Consider the following 17,541-nt stretch of genomic DNA (forward strand, 5'->3'; position numbering starts at 1 on the left):
TATTAGTCACTCTCTCCGCTATCGCCGAGCGCAGACGCGCCACCGACGATCTCTGTGATTTCCTGGGTAATCTGCGCCTGGCGAGCCTGGTTTGCGATACGAGACAGGTTCTCCACCAGCTCGCTCGCGTTGTCCGTCGCCGCACTCATAGCGGTACGACGCGCGGCCGACTCGGAGGCTGCTGCTTCGAGCAGCGCGGCGAAGATGCCGCGGGATACGTACTGCGGAAGCAGGTTCGCGAGAAGCGTGTCTGCGTCCGGTTCGAAATCCACCTCAGCGGAGACCTGGTCTGCGGAGTCCGACACCATGTCGGAACCCAGCTCCATCTTCTCCTCTTCGACGACAGTCTTGATTGGCAGTAGGCGGTGTGCCTTTGGCACCTGGGAAAGCATCGAGTGGAACTCGGTGTAAACCATGTGGACCTCGTCGAAGCCCGGCACCTGGTCGCCCTCGGCGTTAACGCCGTCGACGACGTCGACAGTGCCCTCCGAACCGGCGAGGAAGCCGCCGATCAGGTGGTTACGCAGGTTCTCGGTTTCGGCGTAAACCGGGTCCTGAGAGTGCCCGGTCCACGCTCCACTGATGTCTTCGTTGCGGAAGTTGTAGTAGGTCACGCCCTTGTTTCCAAGGATGTAGAGAACAACTTCCTTGCCCTCGTCCTCAAGCAGCTTGCGGAGCTCCGCAGTGGTCTTGAAGACGTTGTTGTTGTAGCCACCGCACATGCCACGGTCACTCGAAACCACGAGGATGGCTGCGCGCTTCGGGTCCTTCGGCTCCCGGATCATCTTGTGATCCAGGGAGCTGGCGGACGCCAGACGCTCGATCACCTTGGTGATCTCGTGAGCGTAAGGCTGCGAAGCGTCGACGCGAGCCTGCGCCTTCGTGATCCTCGAGGTGGCGATAAGCTCCTGGGCCTTGGTGATCTTCTTGGTCGAGTTCACGGACTTGATACGTGACCTGAGTTCGCGAAGATTAGCCATGCGCTACCGCCTCCCTTCTTGTCCGTAGTTAGTCATGGTGCTTTGTCGATCCCTTTCCGCGGCCTTAAACGGTCTTGCGGGTAACGGTGATCTCGGACTGCTTAACTTCGTCCTGCTCCATGGCGCGAGCCTCCGGCTCCCGGATGATCGGGGTGCCGTCGGTGGTCTGGAAACCACGCTTGAACTCGCTGGTGGACTGCTTCAGCTGCGCCTGGGACTCCTCGGTGAACGGGGTGCCGCCAGCGATCTGGTCGAAGACGCCAGATGCGTTGGAGCGCAGGTGCTCGATCAGCTCAGCCTCGAAGCGACGGACATCCTCAACTGGGACGTCGTCGAACTCGCCCTCGCCGGCCAGCCAGATGGAGATCATCTGGTGCTCGACGGACTGCGGCGCGTGCTCGGTCTGCTTCAGCAGCTCGACGAGGCGCTCACCGCGCTCCAGCTGAGCCTTGGAAGCGTCATCCAGGTCGGATGCGAAGGCAGAGAATGCCTCCAGGTCGCGGTATGCGGCCAGGTCCAGACGCAGGTTACCGGACACCTTCTTCATGCCCTTGGTCTGTGCGTCACCACCGACACGAGAGACGGACACACCAACGTTAATTGCCGGGCGGACACCCTGGTTGAACAGGTCAGACTCAAGGAAGACCTGACCGTCGGTAATGGAAATAACGTTGGTCGGAATGAAGGCAGACACGTCGTTTGCCTTCGTCTCGATGATCGGCAGTGCGGTCAGGGAACCGCCACCCAGCTCGTCGTTCAGCTTTGCAGCACGCTCGAGAAGACGGGAGTGCAGGTAGAACACGTCACCTGGGTATGCCTCGCGGCCCGGCGGGCGGCGCAGCAGCAGGGAGATCGCGCGGTAGGCCTCAGCCTGCTTGGTCAGGTCATCGTAAATGACGAGGACGTGCTTGCCCTGGTACATCCAGTGCTGGCCGAGGGCTGCACCGGCGAACGGTGCGAGCCACTTGAAGCCTGCGGAGTCGGATGCCGGTGCGGCAACGATGGTGGTGTAATCCAGCGCGCCGTGCTCTTCCAGGGTCTGGCGGATCGACGCGATGGTCGAACCCTTCTGACCAATCGCAACGTAGATGCAGCGCACCTGCTTCGATGGGTCGCCGGACTCCCAGTTGTCACGCTGGTTGAGGATGGTGTCGATGCAGACGGAGGTCTTACCCGTCTTACGGTCACCAATGATCAGCTGGCGCTGACCGCGGCCAATCGGCGTCATTGCGTCGATAGCCTTGATGCCGGTCTGCATCGGCTCGTTCACTGGCTGACGCATCAGGACGGATGGAGCCTGCAGCTCAAGTGCGCGCTCCTCCGTGTCGGTGATGTCGCCAAGGCCGTCGATCGGCTCACCCAGTGGGTTGATAACGCGGCCGAGGAAGTTCTCCCCGACCGGAATGGAAAGGACTTCTCCGGTCCGCTTTACCTCGTCGCCCTCTTTAAGGGTCTCGTAGTTACCCAGGACCACGACGCCGACAGAGTCGGTGTCCAGGTTCTGTGCGACGCCAATGACGCCGCCTGGGAACTCGAGCAGCTCGTTAGCCATCACCGATGGCATGCCGCTCACGTTGGCAATGCCGTCGGCTGCCGTCGTGACCACGCCGACCTCCTCGCGGGAGGCCTCCGGGGAGTAGCTCGAGGTGTAGTTCGCAATCGCGCTACGGATCTCATCGGAGGAGATCGTCAGCTCCGCCATGTTTTTCCTGCTCTCGGTTTCGTGTTCCAGCAATTCGTGTTCTCGCTTGGTCGGTCGTTATGCGAGGGAACGACGCATGCGCTCCAGCTTGCCAGCTGTGCTTCCGTCGATCACTTCGTCGCCGACCCGGACTACGGCACCGCCGAGGAGGCTGGAGTCAACCTCAGTGTGAACCGCAATCTTGCGACCATAAATCTTGTGCAACTTCTCGGAGAGGCTTGCCTTCTGCTCCTCGGACAGCGGGCCGGCGCTGGTAACGCGCGCGACCTCGTAGCCGTTGAGGGAAGCTGCCTCCTGGCACAGGTCATCCAACAGCTCGACCGGCGCCTTGCGGGCGCGACCGACTGCCTGCAGGGCCAGAGCTTCAGTCACCGAGGAGACCTTGCCGTAGATGACCTTCGCGAGAAGATCACGGCGGTCGTCCACAGCTGCTGCTCGATCGGAGAGCAGAAGCTCGAGCTCGGACTCGCGCTCGAGGATGCGGGCGAGGGAGAACAGCTCTTCCTCGACGCGCTCGAGCTGGCCCTGGGCCTCAGCCGAACGAAGCAGTGCTCGGCGGCCGAGACGCTCCAGGCCGGTCCGGAAGTCCTGCGAGTTTGACCAGTTTTGGGATACCGCAGCGGACACGATCTCTTCAGTAGAGGCCGTGACCTTGCCGGACAGCAGGGTCTTGACGAGTTCGACACGCTGTTCCGGGTTTGCAGCGGCGTCGACCATTGCGACGCGCAGGCTGCGCTCCTGATCCAGGACGTCGACGACATCGAAAAGCTCGGTGCCGGTCGTTGCTCCGTTGCCTACTGCGTTATCAGACTCCTTCAGACCCTGGTCCAAGGTCTTGATGAGTCGCTCAAATGCCTCGCGGCTCGCTGCGTGCATACCGATCACTTCCCAGCAGTGCCGACGTTGTCCAGCCCGGCGAGGAAGTTGTCGATGGTGCCCGAACGCTTGACGTCATCGTTCAGCTGCTCGCCCAGCAGGCGCTCAGCCAGGTTGATGGAGTTCTCCCCCATCTCCTTGCGGAGGTCAGCAACGACGGAAGCGCGGTTGGCCTCCAGCTGCTTGTTACCAGCCTCAACGATGCGGTTGGACTCCTCGGTTGCCTGCGTCTTCATGTCAGCGATGATCTTCTGCCCCTGGGAGCGAGCATCATCACGGATCTGAGCCGCTTCGGTGCGTGCCTCTGCGAGCTGCTTGTTGTACTTCTCGAGGGCTTCCTGAGCCTCGGCCTTAGCGGCCTCGGCACGCTGAATGCCACCCTCGATTTTGTCCTCACGCTGAGTCAGCACTTCCTGGAACTTCGGAAGGACGACCTTCGCGAAGACAAACAGGATGACGGCAAACGGGATAATGGACCAGACGATGTCATAAAGCGGTGGAATGAGCGGGTTAATCGGCTCTTCCAACGGCAGCGTCTCAGCTGCCAAGAAAAAGGTGTTCGTCATAGTCTCCAGCTTTCGCTTTAGTGCGTTGTTCTTGAAAGTCCTAAGTTTTTAAAACTTTTTCTCACGATCGGTGCCGGTTCGCTGGCTCCTCGCAGGGAGGAGCCTTGAGAGCCCGAGCAATCCCCGACCGCTTCTTGAGCGGACTGTCTTAGAACAGGAAGCCGGCGACGAAACCAATCAGGGCCAGGGCCTCAGCGAACGCGATACCCAGGAACATGGTGGTGCGCAGCTGGCCAGCCATCTCCGGCTGACGTGCCATAGCCTCAGCGGTCTTGCCTGCGACGTTACCCACACCGATTGCAGAACCGATTGCTGCGAGGCCGTAGCCGATGGTGCCGAAGCCCTCGAACTTGGTGACAGTGTCCTGAGCCAGGAAGAGGATGTCGTTCATTTGGTTTCCATTACCTTTCTGGTGACCGATCTTCCCGCTTGTTGCGGGTGGTTTGTGGCGATCGGTTCAGTTGTTCAGATTTCAGAGTTACTAACCGGGGTTAGTGTGCGTCCGCGTGCAAGCTCAGCTCGATGTACACAGCCGTCAGCAGGGCGAAGATGTACGCCTGCAGGAAGACGATCATGAGCTCGAAGAGCGAGAATGCGATCGCGAAGACCATCGTGCCGCCAGCCACCAACGACCAGCCGTTCAGCTGCCAGAAGAAGAAGTTCGTGGCGCTGAAAAGCATGACGAGGATGATGTGACCGGCCAGCATGTTGGCCATAAGACGAATGGTCAGGGTTACCGGACGGAGGATGAAGGTCGAGAAGAATTCGATCGGTACAACAATGAAGTGGATGAAGGTCGGCAGGCCAGGAATGACCAGCGAGGACTTCATGTACTTACCGAACCCGTAACGCTTCACACCCGCGTAGATAAACACCACATATGCCACAAGCGCCAGTACCAGCGGGAGGCCGACACGGGCGCTTGGGGAGATGTTCAGGAACGGGATGAGGGTCGGCAGGTTCGCAGCCACGACAGTGAAGAAGATTGCCGCAATCACCGGCAGGAACCGGCGACCTTCCTTCTTGCCTAGAATTTCCTCCGCGATGTGGATCCGCACGAAGTCCAGAGCGATTTCGCCAACGTTCTGGATACCGCGGGGAACCAGCTTCGGCTTGCGCATAGCGATCAGGAAGAAGATCACCACGATGGCGATCATCAGGATACGCACGAGCATGAGACGGTCGAGGGCGAAGATATCGCCCGCGAAACCGGTCAGCCACAGCTGATTTGGATCCACCTGCCCCGGGAAGAATTCGTGCTCCAATGAAGGGGGATGAAACTCACCCTTCATTGCCAAGGTTGTTACACTCAGCGTTCTCTCCCGTGATTGGGCCGCGTGAACTTTTAGAAAAGTTAGGCGGTGCGATGGAGGTCTATTTCTTGGTATTACCTCTCCCCCAGGACTCCGTCGCACGTCCATGAGGGTGGGTCGGTGCCGAATTACGCTGCCTTTGTGGCAAAACGCCCAGCAGCCCAGTTGGCCCGCTACGACTCTACCAGGAAACCCCCAAGAAACCATAAGCGAAACCCCACAGGTTGTGATCACATTCACCTGTGGAGTTTCGCTTATTCCCGTTGCGCCGGATTACCGTTCCGAACAGCCCCCTTGCGCCGCGTGCCGACGGCTGGATTCGCTGCCTATTTCTCGGGGATATACATCAGCTTCGTGCGTGTAATTGCCATAATCTCCGAGCCGAGCATCGCCACGAGCACCAGAATGATCGTCACCCCGAGTGCAGTGTTGTCATAGAAGGTTTTGTCTTTAATCACGATCAACACAACCAGCAGCAGCGCCGCCTTGAGGAGCCAGGACCCCAGCACCGCCCCCAGGGTGACCTGCGGGGAGGAGTTGGCAGTCACCAGCACCACGCCGATCGTCATCAGCAGGAAGCCACCACCGATAGCCGCGCCGATGAGTGCGCCATAGATCCCCGGAAGGTCACGGGTCGCGCCCCACAGGGCCAGCGAGAACACCGTCACCGCAGCCAACGCGATGAGACCTCCCCGGGCGGCACGGATCAGCGGACGGCGGGAATCACCGACGTCCGGGTCGTCCTCAACGGGAGGCAGCGGGGACTGCACAGCTTGAGCGTCGGACACCCCGGGCTGGTCTGGCTGGCGGTCATTGTGACCTGCAAAATCTTCACTCACGTCGGATTACTCTATCTTCCGCTTCCCCAGATTTCCACAACGGGATCGCCGTGCTCACCACGGCCACGAGCAGCAGCACCCCGACCAGGATCGCGGTCAAGTTCGTTGGCAAGACCGTGGAACCCACCGCGCTGAACGCCGCCACCCCGACCCAGGTATAAAGCACCAGGACGACCTGCTTTTGGGTGTGCCCCAGCCGCAACAGGCGGTGATGCAGGTGCTTCTTATCCGGCGCGAACGGGCTCTTGCCAGCCGCCACGCGTCGCACCACAGCGAGCACGAGATCCAACAGCGGGATGAACAGCGCAGCCAGCACCACGATCACGGGAGACAGCAGCGCGAACATGTCCGCCACACCGTAGAGCGAAAGGTTAATGCGTCCGGAGGCCGACACGCAGGCGGCCGAGAGCAGCGTGCCGATGAGCATGGACCCGGAGTCTCCCATGAAAATCCGCGCGGGTGAGAAATTATGCGGCAGAAAGCCCATGCACACCCCAGCGAGCACGGCAGAGATGATCGCCGGCGGGTACGCGGACACCGCCCCACCCTGGTCGTGCAGGATCGTCAGCGAGTAAATCAGCACGGTGCCTGCCGCAATCAGCCCCAGCCCGGCGGCCAGCCCATCCAAACCGTCGACGAAGTTCATCGCGTTGATGATCGTGACGGTGAGAAGAACGGTCAAGATCGTGGACTGGACTTGGTCAAGAATGAGGGTGGTTCCCGCCCCGCCTGGCCAGTAGATCAGATACCAACTCAGTCCCAGCAGGCTCATCAGCGTCGCCCCCACGACCTGTCCGCCGAGTTTGACCCACCAGGCGATGTCGCGCAGGTCGTCGAGGATACCGACGATGACGATCACGAAGGTCGAGGCCAGCACCGCCGTCATATCCGGTGTGACCGGCGGGAAACCACGATTCAAGGCAGGAAGCTGTGCTGCGGCGACGATCGCGAAGACCACGCCGGTAAACATCCCTATCCCACCCAAGCGAGGTGTGGGAACCGTGTGCACGTCGCGCTCCCGTGGCATGGCCATGGTGCCGTAGCGGACCATGAGGTAGCGCACACCGCCAGTGGTCAGGAAGGTCACGGTACAGCCGACCAGCAGCACGAGCGCCAGCTCACGCAGCGGCACGCCGGCACCGGCCACCGGCGTGAGTCCCTGAGCCACAAGCATCCTGTTAGCCCACCTTTAGGACTTCGAGCGCAGCTCGCTGGCTGGCATCTGAAGCACCTCGCCGATCTGCTCGGCGCTGATCGCGCCCTCGCGCAGGATGCGTGGGCGGTGGCCAGCCAGGTCAACGATCGTGGAGGGCTCCCCGATGGTCGCCTCCCCACCGTCCAAGTACACCGCCACGGAGTCCCCGAGCTGCTCCTCAGCCATGGCCACGGTGGTCGCCGGCGGCTGGCCGGAGACGTTCGCGCTGGAGACCGCCATCGGCCCCGTGCGCTGCAGCAGGTCGATGGCGATCGGGTGGTTCGGCATCCGCAGCATCACGGTACCGCGGGTGTCCCCCAGGTTCCACGGCAGGCTCGGAGCCTGTGGCACGACCAGGGAAAGCCCACCGGGCCAAAATGCCTCGACCAGCCGGCGCAGGTGCGCGCTGAACTCTGCGACCAGCCCCTCGACGGTGTCCCAAGAACCGATCAGCACGGGCACCGGCATGTCCGGGCCGCGGTGCTTGGCCTGCAGCAGCGCCTCGACGGCGGCGTTATCGAAGGCATCGCAGCCGATGCCATAGAGCGTGTCTGTCGGCATGACGATCAACCGACCGCCCTTTACTGCGTTCTCCGCTGTGACTATGGCGCCTTCCCGGTCTCCGGGGTTTGTCGCGTCTACTCGCTGGGCCATGTGCTTCCTTCTCCCTTACGTGGGAATTGTGCGCTGTTTTCTTCTTCTTGAGTGTAGTGCCCCGCCCGGTGCCGCCCGCGCGGTGGCTGTTATTGGCTTGCCTGTGGCACAGTCGCTCGCCCGACGACGAAGCGGTCGCGGCCAGCAAAATCTTGTTTCTTCTCGACGTCGCTCAGTCCCGCGGCAATGAGGATCTCCCGGGTCTGATCCCCGGTGGCGTCGTCGTGTTCGACGGCGACTGGCGCCCCGGGGGCGGCGGCGCGCACGATCGCGGCGGCAACGTGGGGCATGAGTTCGAGGCCGTCGTCGCCGGAGAAGACGGCAATCGCAGGGTCGGCCCCGGTCTCGACGTCCGTTCGGCTGCCGCTGGGGACGTAGGGCGGGTTCGCGACGACGAGCTGGGCGCGACCGGCAAGACCCAGGGCGTCGAGAAGTTCGAGGTCGCGGACGTCGCCTTCCACGAGGCGGACGTCCAGCTGCTCGCCGAGCAGACCCGCCCGGCGGAAGTATGTGAGATTCTCCTGTCCCAGTTCCACGGCCGCCGGATCCAGCTCGATGCCGGTCACCTCAATTGTGCGGAGCCAGCGGTAATCGGCGGGGCTGGACGTAGCCTGCCCGCGGAGGAACTCGGCGAGCTGCGCGGCCAGCGCCAGGCCGATGGTGCCGGGACCGGCGCACAGGTCCACGACGCGCACGACTCCGTCTGCGGGACGCAGGTTTGGCTCGGCGGCGGCGCGCTCAAGCCAGCCACGGATCTTCCCCAATGCGTACTCGGTGAGCAGCTCGGTTTCAGGCCGCGGGATGAAGCCGCGGGAATCGCTGTAGAGGTCGTAGCCGAAGAAGGGCGCGGCCCCCACGATGTGCTGCAGGGGCTCGCGACGCGTCCTGCGGGCCACCCACTCGGCAAAAATCGCTGGCTTCGGGTCGCCACCGGCTGAGAAGACCTCGGTCAGTCCGGCCGGGGTGCGCGGCGAATCCGCGTTGCCTTCCCCGGCCAGGGCGTAAGCCATGAGCCAGCGAGCGTCGTTGAGCGGAGACGCCAGTCCGGCGTCGGAAAACTGCCGCGCAGCGGTGCGCACCGCCTCGCTGACGGTGGCCATTTAGGCCTCGGCCTCGAGGCGCTCGATGCGCTCGGCTTCCTTCAGCGCCGCGAAGAGGGACTCCAGGTCCCCGTCCAACACGGAATCCAGGTTATTGGCCTTGTAACCGATGCGGTGATCGGAGACGCGGGACTCTGGGAAGTTATAGGTGCGGATGCGCTCGGAGCGATCCATGGTGCGGATCTGTGCCGCGCGGCCCTCCGCTGCCTCCGCCTCGGCCTCTTCTTCCTTCATCTGCTGCAGGCGAGCTGCCAGCACCTGCATCGCGCGGGCGCGGTTCTGGATCTGGGAGCGTTCTTTCTGGCAGGTCACGACCACGCCGGTCGGCAGGTGGGTGATGCGGACCGCGGAGTCGGTGGTGTTCACGCCCTGGCCGCCCTTACCGGAGGAACGGTAGACGTCCACGCGGATGTCCTTCTCGTCGATCTGGACGTCCTCGACCTCGTCCGGCTCCGGGTAGACCAGCACACCGGCGGCGGAGGTCTGGATGCGGCCCTGGGACTCGGTCACGGGCACGCGCTGCACGCGGTGGACGCCGCCCTCGAATTTGAAGTCGGCCCATGCGCCGTCGCGGGAGGGCTGCTTGGAGCGGATGGACATGGTCATGTCCTTGACCCCGCCCAGGTCGGTCTCGTTGAGGCCCAGGATCTCCGTGGCGAAGCCGTGACGCTCCGCGTAGCGCTGGTACATGCGCGCCAGCTCGCCAGCGAAGAGGGCCGCCTCCTCGCCACCGGCGCCGGACTTGATCTCCATGATGATGTCGTCGCCGTTCTTGGGGTCCCGCGGGGCGAGCAGGTCGGTGAGCTTTTCCTGCAGCTCCTCGATCTCCGCCTCCAGGCGGGTGGCCTCCTCAGCGAACTCCGCATCCTCGCTGGCCATCTCGGCCGCAGCCTCGTGATCCTCCCGCGCGGTGTTCAGCCGCTCGTAGGTCTGGATCACCGGCTGGAGCTCCTGGAAGCGCTTGCCGACCCGGCGCGCCGCCTTCGGGTCATTGTGCAGCTCCGGGTCCGCCAGCTGGGCCTCCAGCCCCTGGTACTCCGAGAGGATGTCATCCATCACCGACGGGGTGTGGTCGAGCGCGGAATCCTTGCTCGAGTCTTTGCCTGCCTTGGACATGCTTTTAGTCTCTTCCTAATAGTCCTGGTCCACTGGTCAATGCTAGCCGGTTGGCGTGCGGACTAGTCATCCTCTTCATCCGCGAGCGGGGCGGAGCTGGCGATCTGGATCATGAAGTCGCGGTTCGTCTTGTTCTTCCGCAGCTGCTTGATGAGCAGGTCGATCGCGGCCTGCGGATCCAGGGCGGAGAGGATGCGACGCAGCTTATGCATGACACGTGCCTCGTCCGGGCCGAGCAGAAGTTCGTCCTTGCGGGTGCCGGATGGGTTGACGTCCACGGCCGGGAACACGCGGCGCTCGGCGATCTTGCGGTCCAGCTTCAGCTCGGCGTTACCGGTGCCCTTGAACTCCTCGAAGATCACCGTGTCGCCAGCGGAGCCGGTCTCCACCATCGCGGTGGCGATGATGGTCAGGCTGCCGCCGTGCTCGATGTTGCGCGCAGCCCCCAGGAAGCGCTTCGGCGGGTACAGGGCGTTGGAGTCCACACCACCGGACAGGATGCGCCCGGAGGCCGGCGAGGAGTTGTTGTACGCACGGCCCAGTCGGGTGATGGAGTCGAGCAGGAGAACGACGTCCTTACCCTGCTCGACCAGGCGCTTCGCGCGCTCCACCGCGAGCTCCGCGACGGCGGTGTGCTCCTTCGGCGGGCGGTCGAACGTCGAAGCGATGACCTCGCCGTTAACGCTGCGCTGCATGTCCGTGACCTCCTCCGGCCGCTCGTCGACGAGGACGACCATGAGGTAGCACTCCGGGTTATTGGTGGAGATCGCGTTGGCGATGTCCTGCAGGATCGTGGTCTTACCGGCCTTCGGCGGGGAGACGATGAGCGCGCGCTGCCCCTTACCGATCGGCATGATCAGGTCGATCACGCGGGTGGTCAGCACCTTCGGGGTGGTCTCCAGGCGCAGGCGCTGATTCGGGTACAGCGGGGTCAGCTTGGAGAAGTCCGGGCGCTGCGCTGCCTGCTCTGGGGACAGGCCGTTGACTGTCTCTACGGAGTGCAGCGGGGTGAACTTCTGGCGGTTGCGGCCTCGGCCACCGCCCTGCTTTGCGTTCGGACGGATGGTGCCGACGATGGCGTCGCCGTGGCGCATGCCGTACTTGCGCACCGTGTTGATCGGGACGTACACGTCCGTCGGCCCCGCGTGGTAGCCAGTGGTGCGGATGAAGGCGGTGTTGGCGTCCGCGAAGTCGAGGATGCCCGCGACCGGGGCCTCCTGTGGCTCCGGCTTGTGGTCCTGTTGGTCCTTGCGGTTCTCGCCACCATCCTCGTGGTTTCCGCCATCGCCGTGGCCACCGTTGTTCCGGTGCCCGTTGTTGCGGTCGTGGCCCCGGTCTCCCCCACGGCGGTTGCGGCGGTTCCGGCGGTGACGACGCCGGCGCCCCTGGTGGTTATCGCCGCCATCGTTGTGACGGTTGTTGCGACGATCCTCCCGCTCGTTGCTGCCCGAGTTCTGTTCCTCCTGCTGGCCGGAGTTGTTCTCTGGTTCCTTGGAGGATGGGCGCCCGTCCTGCTGATCCTCGCGACGCTCGGCCTGCTTGCCTTCTCTGTGCTCGCTGCGCTCGCTGCGCTGCTCAGCCTTCTTCTCGGCCTTCTGTTCGGGCCGGTCGCTGGCTACAGCGCCGCCACCCTTGCCAGCGTTCTCGATGGCTGCCACGAGGTCTCCTTTGCGCAGTTTCGACGTTCCCTTGAGCCCCTGGGCCGCTGCAACTTGCCGCAGCTCGGCCAGCTTGAGGGAGGCCAGCCCATTGGCCTGACCCCGCTCGATGATGTCGGACAAGCTCACGAAAGTCCTTTCCGTCGCGCAGCATCCTTGGTCGACACCAGCCAGGACTATTGGCCAGTGCATCTCACGCGCTGCGCAGAATTTTCATTGATTTTGGCCGACGACACACGCCGGCCCAGGTGGCGGCCACTCAACAGATGCGCCAAGCAGGCAACAACCCGGAATTATTCTTGAGTATTAAAAGAAATTGCCCTCCCACGATCCCGCACATCTGGCAGACGCCCACTGCCTGGGGCCGGCCGGGGAATCGCGGTGGCGGTGCGGCTGCCGCGGGGCCAATAACAACCCGGCCCACGAAGCGGCGCTGGCGATTGAACGCCCCACACCCTGGAATCCTCCTGGGCCCCGGCTGTTCGCACGGCGCCCTCGAAGCAGCTGCAAGTGTAACACCCGGCGATAGCTCACACACTTTTAAACCCCGGCCTTGAGTCTCGTTCCCTGATGGCCAGGGTGCATCATCATCGGCCGAGGCTCCGGTTTGTTGAGATGGTGGCGTCATAAAGAATAAGCAACCGCAACCGCGGGCTAAGGTGGACGGCATGGAATCTACGATGCAGGAACGCCCCTTTTCCGTATCGCAAATCTTGACCTACGGCACCAACGCGCACCGCAACAGCACGGTGACCACGTACCTGGGAACCGAGCCTGAGGTCACGACCTTCAAGGAGATCGGGGCGCGCGTGGCTGCACTCGCGCACGCGCTTGCCGAGGATTTCGGCATCCGCATCGGCGACCGGGTGGCAACCCTGATGGTCAACCGCACCGAGCACCTCGAGGTGCTGCTAGCGGCCCCGTCGATGGGTGCAGTCTTCCAGCCGCTGAACCGGCAGCTCGCCGACGACCAGGTCATCCACACGATCAATCACGCCGAGGACCGCGTCATCGTCTGTGACGCGGTGGACGCCGACCGCCTAGTCGAGATGCTCCCCCACTGCCCCACCGTGGAGGGCATGATCCTCGTCGGAGCCAGCCCCGCGGATATCACCCGAATCCAGGACCGGATCACCCTCACCTTCGCCGAGGCTGACCCCGAGCGCCGGATCCACGTGGCCGACTACGAGCCGCTGCTGGATGAACGGCCTGCGATCTATGACTGGCCGGATCTGCCGGAAACCGCGCCGGCGGCGCTGTGCTACTCCACCGGCACGGCGGGGGCGCCGAAGGGCGTGGTGTACTCGCACCGCTCCCTGTGGCTGCACTCCCTGGGGCTGCGCACGGCCGATAGCTTCGGCATCCAGAACGACACCCCCTTCCTCCTGGGAGTGCCGATCTACCACGTCTTGAGCTGGGGCGTTCCGCTGGCCGCGTTCATGTCCGGCGCGCCGATGGTGATGACCGGGCACACCACGGATCCCGAGCACCTCGCGCACGTCATCGAGGACGCCATGCCCCGCCAGGCGCACGGAGCCTCGGCGGTGTGGATGAGCCTGATCGTCCACTACGAGAAGACTCCGCCGAGGCGCATGAGCCTCCAGACGATCTACTCCGGCGGCTCCCAGGTTCCCCCGGCCCTCATCGACGCCTGGGAGGCCCGCTACGGCGTGGACATGATCCACTGCTGGGGAATGACGGAAACCTCGCCGATCGGCACGGTCGCGCACCCGCCCGCCGGTGTTGCCGGCCAGGCGCGTGCCGCCTACCGCTACTCCCAGGGGCGCTTCCCCGTGGGACTGGAATACCGCATCGTCAACGACGCGGGTCGCGCCCTGGAATCCCACGACCGCAATGCCGGCGAGCTGCAGGTTCGCGGGAATACTGTCGCCGCCAGCTACTACGAGTCCCCCAGCCAGACCGGTGACGGTGCGGCCAGCGTCTTCCGGGGCGAGGCGGTGGACGATGGCTCCAGCCGCTTCACGGTCGACGGCTGGCTGCGCACCGGCGATATCGCCACCGTGACCCAGGACGGTTTCCTCGTCATCCACGACCGGAAGAACGACGTGATCCGCTCGGGTGGCGAGTGGATCTACTCCGCCTCCCTGGAGAACTACCTGCTGGCCCACCCCGGGGTGAACGAGGCGGCGGTCATCGGCATCCCGGACGATAAGTGGGGCCAGCGACCCCTGGCCGTCGTCGTCCTGGCCGCGGGCTACGAGCCGACTGAGGAAACCGCGACGGATATCCGCAACTCCATGCTGCCGCAGGTTCCCGCGTGGATGGCCCCGGAGAACTTCTGCTTCGTGGAGAACATCGAGCGCACGAGCGTGGAGAAGTTCGACAAGAAGGAGCTGCGCCGGCTGATGCGCCGTGGCGAGCTGGAGATCATGACCCTGCCGGATCCCAACGAAGAAGCTGAGTTCGGCGAGGACTAGTGGCTGCTACGGGCGTTGACAGCCCCACTAGAATGATCCCCACGATGACTCAAAATTCCTCTGCTCCCCGCCCCCGCCAGCTGGTCGACTCCTTCGGTCGCGTGGCCCGGGATCTGCGGGTCAGCCTCACTGATCGCTGCAACCTGCGCTGCACCTACTGCATGCCGGCTGATGGCCTGGAGTGGCTGCCCACGGAGCACTCGCTGAGCGATGCGGAGGTCATCCGGCTGGTGCGCATCGGCGTGGAGACGCTGGGCATCCGGGCGGTGCGTTTCACGGGCGGCGAGCCACTGCTGCGCAAGTCCCTGGAGGAACTGGTGGCGGCCACCGCCCAGCTGCGCACCGACGAGGGCCAGGTGCCGGGCATCGCCATCACGACGAATGCGCTCGGCCTGGACAAGCGGGCAGCCGGGCTTGCGGCGGCCGGCCTGAACCGCATCAATATCTCGCTGGACACCACGGATCCGCAGACCTTCGCGGCGCTCAGCCGGCGGGATCGGCACGAGGACGTGCTTCGCGGCATCGACGCTGCACTGGCGGCCGGGCTAAATCCCGTGAAAATCAACTCGGTCGTCCTGCCCGGCGAAAACGAGGACTCGGCCGCGGATTTGGTGCGCTTCTGCCTGCGCAGGGGCCTGCAGCTGCGCTTCATCGAGCAGATGCCCCTGGGGCCGCGCGGCCAGTGGACCCGGGAGGGCATGGTGACGGCCGATGCACTGCTTCAGCGGCTGGCAACCGAATTCACGCTCACTCCCGCCACCGAGCCCCGCGGCTCCGCGCCCGCCGAGCTGTGGGATGTCACCGACGGCGAGTATTCCGGGCAGGTGGGCATCATCGCGAGTGTGACCCACCCCTTCTGCGGGGCGTGCGACCGCACCCGACTGACCACCGACGGGGCGATTCGCTCCTGCCTGTTCTCCAAGGCAGCCGACGAGGTCTCCCTGCGGGATATGATGCGGCAGGGTGCACGCGACGAGGAGCTCGCCGATGCGTGGGCGGGCGCGATGGCACGCAAGAAGCCGGGCCATGGCATCGACGACCCCGGCTTCCTCCAGCCGGAGCGCACCATGAGCAAGATCGGCGGCTAGTGTGGCGGATCTCGTGTCCATCGCGCAGCACCGCGAGCGGGTGCTCGCGCTGGCTCAACCAAACGTGCTTTCCGGTGTACCGCTCGACCAGGCCTATGGGCACGTGCTGGCGGGCGAGGTTCACGCCATCCTGGCGAATCCGATCTTCGATAACTCCGCGATGGATGGCTTCGCGCTGCACGCGGCGGACGTGGCTGGCACAGGCCCCTGGGTGTTGCCGGTGGCCGGCGATATTCCCGCCGGCGCCCCGCGCATCGAGTGCCCGCCCGGTCACGTGGTCCGGGTCATGACGGGCGCCCCGGTGCCACCGGGAGCCGACATCCTCGTCGTCCCGGTGGAACAGACGGACGTCCCCGCCGGGCCATTAGAGCTGCCCGAGCAGATCACGGTGCGCACGGTGGATCTGCACCGCAGCCATATCCGCCCTGCTGGGGGCAAGCACCCCGCCGGGGCGGTGGTGGCTGACGCGGGTACGCGGGTGGATGCGGGCACGCTCGCCGCGCTGACCTCGGCGGGGGTGCAGGCGGTGGACGTGTACGCCCGGCCCACGGTGGCGATGATCTCCACCGGAGACGAGCTGGTGCCCTGGCCGGATGTCCCGGGTGCCTCCCAGCTGCCGGATTCCAACCTGCCGATGATCGCCGCCCTGGCCGTGGAGCACGGTGCTGCCGAGGTGCGGCGGTTCCACAGCGGGGACCGTGGGCGGGGTTTGGCTGAGCTGCTGGACGAGGCGAGTGCGTGCGATGTCATCGTGACCACCGGCGGCATCAGCGCCGGGGCCTTCGACGTGGTGCGGGAGGTGGTGGGCCCGCGCGAGGGATCGTGGTTCGGCCCGGTCGCGCAGCGCCCCGGCACCCCGCAGGGAGTGGCCCCCTGGGGTGAGGCCACGCTGGTCTGCCTGCCGGGGAATCCTGTGGCAGCCTACGTGTCCTTCCTGCTCTACGTGGCCCCGCTGCTCGCGGTGCTGGGCACGGGCAACCGGGAGGCCCGGGCGTTTCGGCCGCTCCAGGCGGTGGCCGGCCCCGGCTTCGCCGCCCCGCGCAAGGGCCGCTCGCTGGTGGTTCCTGTCCGACTATCCGACGGCGACGACGCCCCGGTCGCGGTGCCGTTTTCTACGGGCTCGCATAATTCCAGCGACGTCACCGCGCTGACCGGCATCGATGGCTTCACGATCATTGAGCCCTCAAGCGAGGCCGCCGCGGGTGGTGCGGCAGAACGCGGCGCGGCGAGGGCTGCAGCCCCGGCCGAGGGGGATCCGCTGCTCGTCCACCTGCTCGGCCGCGGAACAACCGGGCGATGAGTCTGAGCAGGTTCGAACATGTCGCGCCCTAGAAGCAACAGCGAGCCCACGACCGTGAGCCCCAGCGCACCGGCACCGTCCCCCGGCGCGCCGGCACCATCCCCGGAATGCGTCTTCGCCAACCTCGGCATCGTCGTGCTGGCGGGCGGGAAGTCCACCCGCATGGGCGCCGATAAGGCCCAGGTCAAAGTAGACGGGCGCAGGCTCATCGACCGGCTGTGGGATTCCCTGCCACCCAATTGTCCGCGGGTGGCTGTGGCACCTCAGAACCTGGGGGTGCCGACGGTCAGCGAAAGCCCTCCCTTCGGCGGACCGGTGGCGGGTATTGCGGCGGGGCTACGGGAGCTGGATACCGAATGGGTGGCGGTGTTAGCCGTCGACGCCCCTGGATCCGCCCTGCTCCTGCCCCGGCTCGCTGAGGGCATCGGCGGGGCGGACTGCGCGGTGGTGGTCAACGCCGCGGGCTTCGACGAGCCGCTGTGCGCGCTCTGGCGCCGGGCCAGCCTGCTCACCGCGATAGCGCAAACCGGGGAACGCGACGTACCTGCCGGTGCCCTGCTGCGGGCCGCTGGCCAGGTCGTTCGGGTACCGGGAACGGGCGCGGAGCGGGACTTCGATACCCCGGCGCAACTCGCGGAGCTAGGGCGTGTCTCTTATATGCGTAACCAGACCAGAATCGCCGCAAGCACCACTCCCGCGCGATACGTGACCGCGAG

16 protein-coding genes are annotated in these 17,541 nt (G+C 64.8%); 4 read left to right on the forward strand and 12 right to left on the reverse strand.

Going from position 1 to position 17,541, the window contains the following annotated elements; all coding sequences use genetic code 11:
- Nucleotides 1-2 precede the first annotated feature (2 nt).
- The 12 genes from QP140_RS06260 to rho all read right to left on the reverse strand — a co-directional run bounded on the left by QP140_RS06260 (nucleotide 3) and on the right by rho (nucleotide 12,128).
- Complete coding sequence (locus QP140_RS06260) at nucleotides 3-980, reverse strand: F0F1 ATP synthase subunit gamma (RefSeq protein WP_284758695.1); 978 nt, start codon at nucleotides 978-980, stop codon at nucleotides 3-5.
- A 64-nt stretch (nucleotides 981-1,044) separates the two neighbouring features.
- On the reverse strand, nucleotides 1,045-2,682 hold the full coding sequence (atpA, locus tag QP140_RS06265) for a F0F1 ATP synthase subunit alpha (protein ID WP_070759289.1): 1,638 nt from the start codon (nucleotides 2,680-2,682) through the stop codon (nucleotides 1,045-1,047).
- A gap of 57 nt (nucleotides 2,683-2,739) precedes the next feature.
- On the reverse strand, nucleotides 2,740-3,558 hold the full coding sequence (locus QP140_RS06270; protein WP_284758696.1) for a F0F1 ATP synthase subunit delta: 819 nt from the start codon (nucleotides 3,556-3,558) through the stop codon (nucleotides 2,740-2,742).
- Nucleotides 3,559-3,563: 5 nt separating this feature from the next.
- Nucleotides 3,564-4,124, reverse strand: coding sequence for a F0F1 ATP synthase subunit B (locus tag QP140_RS06275; RefSeq protein WP_012359963.1), 561 nt, complete (start codon nucleotides 4,122-4,124; stop codon nucleotides 3,564-3,566).
- A gap of 148 nt (nucleotides 4,125-4,272) precedes the next feature.
- The gene (locus tag QP140_RS06280) at nucleotides 4,273-4,515 is read right to left on the reverse strand and encodes an ATP synthase F0 subunit C (RefSeq protein ID WP_012359962.1); all 243 of its coding nucleotides are present in this window, start codon (nucleotides 4,513-4,515) and stop codon (nucleotides 4,273-4,275) included.
- A 100-nt stretch (nucleotides 4,516-4,615) separates the two neighbouring features.
- Entirely contained in the window at nucleotides 4,616-5,416 is an 801-nt protein-coding gene (gene atpB / locus QP140_RS06285; protein ID WP_012359961.1) for a F0F1 ATP synthase subunit A, read from the reverse strand.
- A 347-nt stretch (nucleotides 5,417-5,763) separates the two neighbouring features.
- Complete coding sequence (locus QP140_RS06290; protein WP_284758697.1) at nucleotides 5,764-6,276, reverse strand: hypothetical protein; 513 nt, start codon at nucleotides 6,274-6,276, stop codon at nucleotides 5,764-5,766.
- Entirely contained in the window at nucleotides 6,269-7,450 is a 1,182-nt protein-coding gene (locus QP140_RS06295) for an MraY family glycosyltransferase (protein WP_284758698.1), read from the reverse strand. The genes QP140_RS06290 and QP140_RS06295 overlap by 8 nt, the downstream gene beginning before the upstream one ends.
- A 15-nt stretch (nucleotides 7,451-7,465) precedes the next feature.
- Nucleotides 7,466-8,125, reverse strand: a complete 660-nt coding sequence (locus tag QP140_RS06300) for an L-threonylcarbamoyladenylate synthase (RefSeq protein ID WP_148812465.1) — start codon at nucleotides 8,123-8,125, stop codon at nucleotides 7,466-7,468.
- A gap of 89 nt (nucleotides 8,126-8,214) precedes the next feature.
- Nucleotides 8,215-9,225, reverse strand: coding sequence for a N5-glutamine methyltransferase family protein (locus QP140_RS06305; protein WP_284758699.1), 1,011 nt, complete (start codon nucleotides 9,223-9,225; stop codon nucleotides 8,215-8,217).
- Nucleotides 9,226-10,341 (reverse strand): peptide chain release factor 1, encoded by a 1,116-nt coding sequence (gene prfA, locus QP140_RS06310; protein ID WP_070760888.1) that lies wholly within the window; start codon nucleotides 10,339-10,341, stop codon nucleotides 9,226-9,228.
- Nucleotides 10,342-10,403: 62 nt separating this feature from the next.
- Nucleotides 10,404-12,128 carry a transcription termination factor Rho gene (gene rho / locus QP140_RS06315; RefSeq protein WP_284758700.1) on the reverse strand — a complete coding sequence of 575 codons (1,725 nt, stop codon included), beginning with the start codon at nucleotides 12,126-12,128 and terminating at the stop codon, nucleotides 10,404-10,406.
- A gap of 539 nt (nucleotides 12,129-12,667) precedes the next feature.
- Between rho and QP140_RS06320 the strand changes: the two genes are divergently transcribed.
- From QP140_RS06320 to mobA, 4 genes are all read left to right on the forward strand, one after another.
- Complete coding sequence (locus tag QP140_RS06320) at nucleotides 12,668-14,437, forward strand: long-chain fatty-acid--CoA ligase (RefSeq protein WP_284758701.1); 1,770 nt, start codon at nucleotides 12,668-12,670, stop codon at nucleotides 14,435-14,437.
- A gap of 44 nt (nucleotides 14,438-14,481) precedes the next feature.
- Nucleotides 14,482-15,525 (forward strand): GTP 3',8-cyclase MoaA, encoded by a 1,044-nt coding sequence (gene moaA, locus QP140_RS06325; protein WP_284758702.1) that lies wholly within the window; start codon nucleotides 14,482-14,484, stop codon nucleotides 15,523-15,525.
- A gap of 1 nt (nucleotide 15,526) precedes the next feature.
- A complete protein-coding gene (locus QP140_RS06330; RefSeq protein ID WP_284758703.1) occupies nucleotides 15,527-16,825 on the forward strand; it encodes a molybdopterin molybdotransferase MoeA in 1,299 nt (432 codons plus the stop codon).
- An 18-nt stretch (nucleotides 16,826-16,843) separates the two neighbouring features.
- The coding region (mobA, locus tag QP140_RS06335; RefSeq protein WP_442875013.1) for a molybdenum cofactor guanylyltransferase at nucleotides 16,844-17,541 on the forward strand (698 nt) is incomplete at its 3' end.

The organism is Corynebacterium sp. UMB9976 (genome assembly GCF_030212265.1).
Classification (GTDB): domain Bacteria; phylum Actinomycetota; class Actinomycetes; order Mycobacteriales; family Mycobacteriaceae; genus Corynebacterium.

Bases quoted from the DNA above. Each gene is read 5' to 3' on its own strand.
- moaA (WP_284758702.1), top strand. From the start codon at position 14,482: ATGACTCAAAATTCCTCTGCTCCCCGCCCCCGCCAGCTGGTCGACTCC.
- QP140_RS06295 (WP_284758698.1), bottom strand. From the start codon at position 7,450: ATGCTTGTGGCTCAGGGACTCACGCCGGTGGCCGGTGCCGGCGTGCCG.
- QP140_RS06300 (WP_148812465.1), bottom strand. From the start codon at position 8,125: ATGGCCCAGCGAGTAGACGCGACAAACCCCGGAGACCGGGAAGGCGCC.
- QP140_RS06280 (WP_012359962.1), bottom strand. From the start codon at position 4,515: ATGAACGACATCCTCTTCCTGGCTCAGGACACTGTCACCAAGTTCGAG.
- atpA (WP_070759289.1), bottom strand. From the start codon at position 2,682: ATGGCGGAGCTGACGATCTCCTCCGATGAGATCCGTAGCGCGATTGCG.
- QP140_RS06270 (WP_284758696.1), bottom strand. From the start codon at position 3,558: ATGCACGCAGCGAGCCGCGAGGCATTTGAGCGACTCATCAAGACCTTG.
- atpB (WP_012359961.1), bottom strand. From the start codon at position 5,416: ATGAAGGGTGAGTTTCATCCCCCTTCATTGGAGCACGAATTCTTCCCG.
- QP140_RS06305 (WP_284758699.1), bottom strand. From the start codon at position 9,225: ATGGCCACCGTCAGCGAGGCGGTGCGCACCGCTGCGCGGCAGTTTTCC.
- QP140_RS06260 (WP_284758695.1), bottom strand. From the start codon at position 980: ATGGCTAATCTTCGCGAACTCAGGTCACGTATCAAGTCCGTGAACTCG.
- QP140_RS06320 (WP_284758701.1), top strand. From the start codon at position 12,668: ATGGAATCTACGATGCAGGAACGCCCCTTTTCCGTATCGCAAATCTTG.
- QP140_RS06275 (WP_012359963.1), bottom strand. From the start codon at position 4,124: ATGACGAACACCTTTTTCTTGGCAGCTGAGACGCTGCCGTTGGAAGAG.
- prfA (WP_070760888.1), bottom strand. From the start codon at position 10,341: ATGTCCAAGGCAGGCAAAGACTCGAGCAAGGATTCCGCGCTCGACCAC.